Here is a 1,768-nt window from a genome sequence, read left to right as displayed (position 1 = left end):
TGCCTGAGACGCCACCGTGCGTTTCTTCTTCATTGGCATATCCATGATTTTTATCGCTCATGATATGCCTCGCCCACGAAATCACGGATAGGTCCTTTCGAACCCGCACGGAAGCGAAGGTTGTGATCGAGCAGTGGCGGCGTCACTACAATGCCATCCGGCCGCATTCAAGCCTGGCCTACCTGACGCCCGACGAGTTCAAGCAGCGGTATTGTTCAACTGAACCAATCGAGGCCGTTCTCCAAGTTTAAAACGGTCCGAAGAACTCAGGCAGGTCAGAGTTTCATTACGATGCTACCGCGAAGTGAAAAAAAGCCCTCCGCTTCTTTATAGCGCTTCCTAGCTAGGATCAATACGTTCAATTGCGTCGCTCATTTCACTTGCCCTCGACCTGAAGCTCATTTTCTCGCGCCGCATATAATCTTGCTGCTCTCTGTGCATATAATTAAGCGCACACGCTTGCGCGTTGGCAAGCACTTTCACCGCCGCTTCGTTAGCCTCCCACGGCTTCGCGAATTCCTGCTTCACCTGCTGCCGACACGCGGCCGGATCGTCCGAGAAATCGAACTTTGCATTCGCCAGCGCACGCGCCTGCTTCTGCGTCAGATGGTTGTTGTCAGTGGCCGCTTGCGCTGCATATCCACCCGAACTGCACCAAGACAAGCTCGCCGTCACGCCACACTGAATTACTCCGCAAACAGCAATCCGACCTTGACTCGGTTGTCTTATATGCTTGTCGGGAAGCTCTTCAAGGGAGAGAAGTCGACCTTCCATATATCAAGTTCGTAGAGGTCACCGTCCGCATCCAGGTTCAGGGTAGCGATAGCTGTTACCCCGTCTTGATCTACAAACTCTTTCTCAGCTAAAGAGACACCGAGCGAGCGACTGGCTCCGGACGCAACGAATGTCAACCCGCCCATTCCACCATCGTCCATTTCTTCCACGAGGCAGTCTTTCAAGGCATCAGTAAAACGTTTCTCATCAGGCGTACCTTTCAGCATTATTTTGATGAACTCAATTTCATTAGGTCGTAGTTGGCGCATATTCAATTTTTCCTTGGTGGTGGAGTAATACGTCCCACGTTGATTGTTCCGTCGGGCAGCTTGAACGCGCTATAGTCGAGCTTGACGCCGTCCACAATAACTGAACCGGTATACTGACCTTGAGGAAGCGAAGCAGTCACCCGTAGTAAATCCTTTTGGATCGCATTTTGTACAACTTGACGGTCAAACCCTGCCGCCTCGACATGGCGGAAGGTATGACTAACTTGGTTTTCAACTCTACCAAACTGGATCGCATCGCCTAGCGCGTCAGCCCTCGGCGCTGCTCCCTCAACAATTACCCCCGGCGTAATCGAATTCGTCGCAATCGCCGCCGCCGTCTCCGCCGTAATAATGCCAGCATTCACCGCTGCAGCCGGATTCGCCAACGCCAGCGCCAACGCTTCCGGCGCCAGCCCCGCCAACGCGGGCACCGCCGCCACCATCGCAGCCGCGGTCATGCCACCGGCCACAATCATCGCGTTGTTGCCGCTCGCCTCGTTCATCTGGTTCTGCACCTGAACCAGCAGCTTCACCTGCTCGTCGGTGCACGTGCCTGTCGCACAATACGTCTTCACCAGATCAACCGACAGCGGATTCTTCTTCGTCCCGGGAAACCCGACCTGATTGTTCGTAAGCGCTAATTTGAGCACACTGGATCGCTGCCTGTGCTGCATTGGGAACTAAAGACGGTTACTTTTTACCCCAGTTATTCCATGCCATGCGCA

At 53.9% G+C, this 1,768-nt stretch carries 3 protein-coding genes and 1 pseudogene; 1 reads left to right on the top strand and 3 read right to left on the bottom strand.

Translation table 11 applies throughout. From position 1 onward, the window contains the following. Window positions 1-95: 95 nt before the first annotated feature. A pseudogene (locus BX592_RS33585) lies at window positions 96-251 on the top strand (integrase core domain-containing protein); the annotation flags it as partial. A gap of 88 nt (window positions 252-339) precedes the next feature. Here BX592_RS33585 and BX592_RS33580 read toward each other — a convergent pair. From BX592_RS33580 to BX592_RS34265, 3 genes are read right to left on the bottom strand one after another with little or no spacing between them, the layout of a single operon-like run. Next, window positions 340-774 (bottom strand): hypothetical protein, encoded by a 435-nt coding sequence (locus BX592_RS33580; protein WP_134197628.1) that lies wholly within the window; start codon window positions 772-774, stop codon window positions 340-342. Continuing rightward, the gene (locus tag BX592_RS33575) at window positions 726-1,043 is read right to left on the bottom strand and encodes a DUF6984 family protein (RefSeq protein WP_134197627.1); all 318 of its coding nucleotides are present in this window, start codon (window positions 1,041-1,043) and stop codon (window positions 726-728) included. The genes BX592_RS33580 and BX592_RS33575 overlap by 49 nt, the downstream gene beginning before the upstream one ends. Before the next feature lie 2 nt (window positions 1,044-1,045). Further along, complete coding sequence (locus BX592_RS34265; RefSeq protein ID WP_208328024.1) at window positions 1,046-1,693, bottom strand: hypothetical protein; 648 nt, start codon at window positions 1,691-1,693, stop codon at window positions 1,046-1,048. Window positions 1,694-1,768: the final 75 nt, after the last annotated feature.

The sequence above is a fragment of the Paraburkholderia rhizosphaerae genome (assembly GCF_004366595.1).
Lineage (GTDB): Bacteria > Pseudomonadota > Gammaproteobacteria > Burkholderiales > Burkholderiaceae > Paraburkholderia > Paraburkholderia rhizosphaerae.
This window is presented reverse-complemented; position numbering and strand designations above follow the sequence as displayed.

Excerpts from the sequence above, each read along its gene's own strand:
- BX592_RS33580 (WP_134197628.1), bottom strand. The coding sequence starts at position 774 with ATGGAAGGTCGACTTCTCTCCCTTGAAGAGCTTCCCGACAAGCATATA.
- BX592_RS33575 (WP_134197627.1), bottom strand. The coding sequence starts at position 1,043 with ATGCGCCAACTACGACCTAATGAAATTGAGTTCATCAAAATAATGCTG.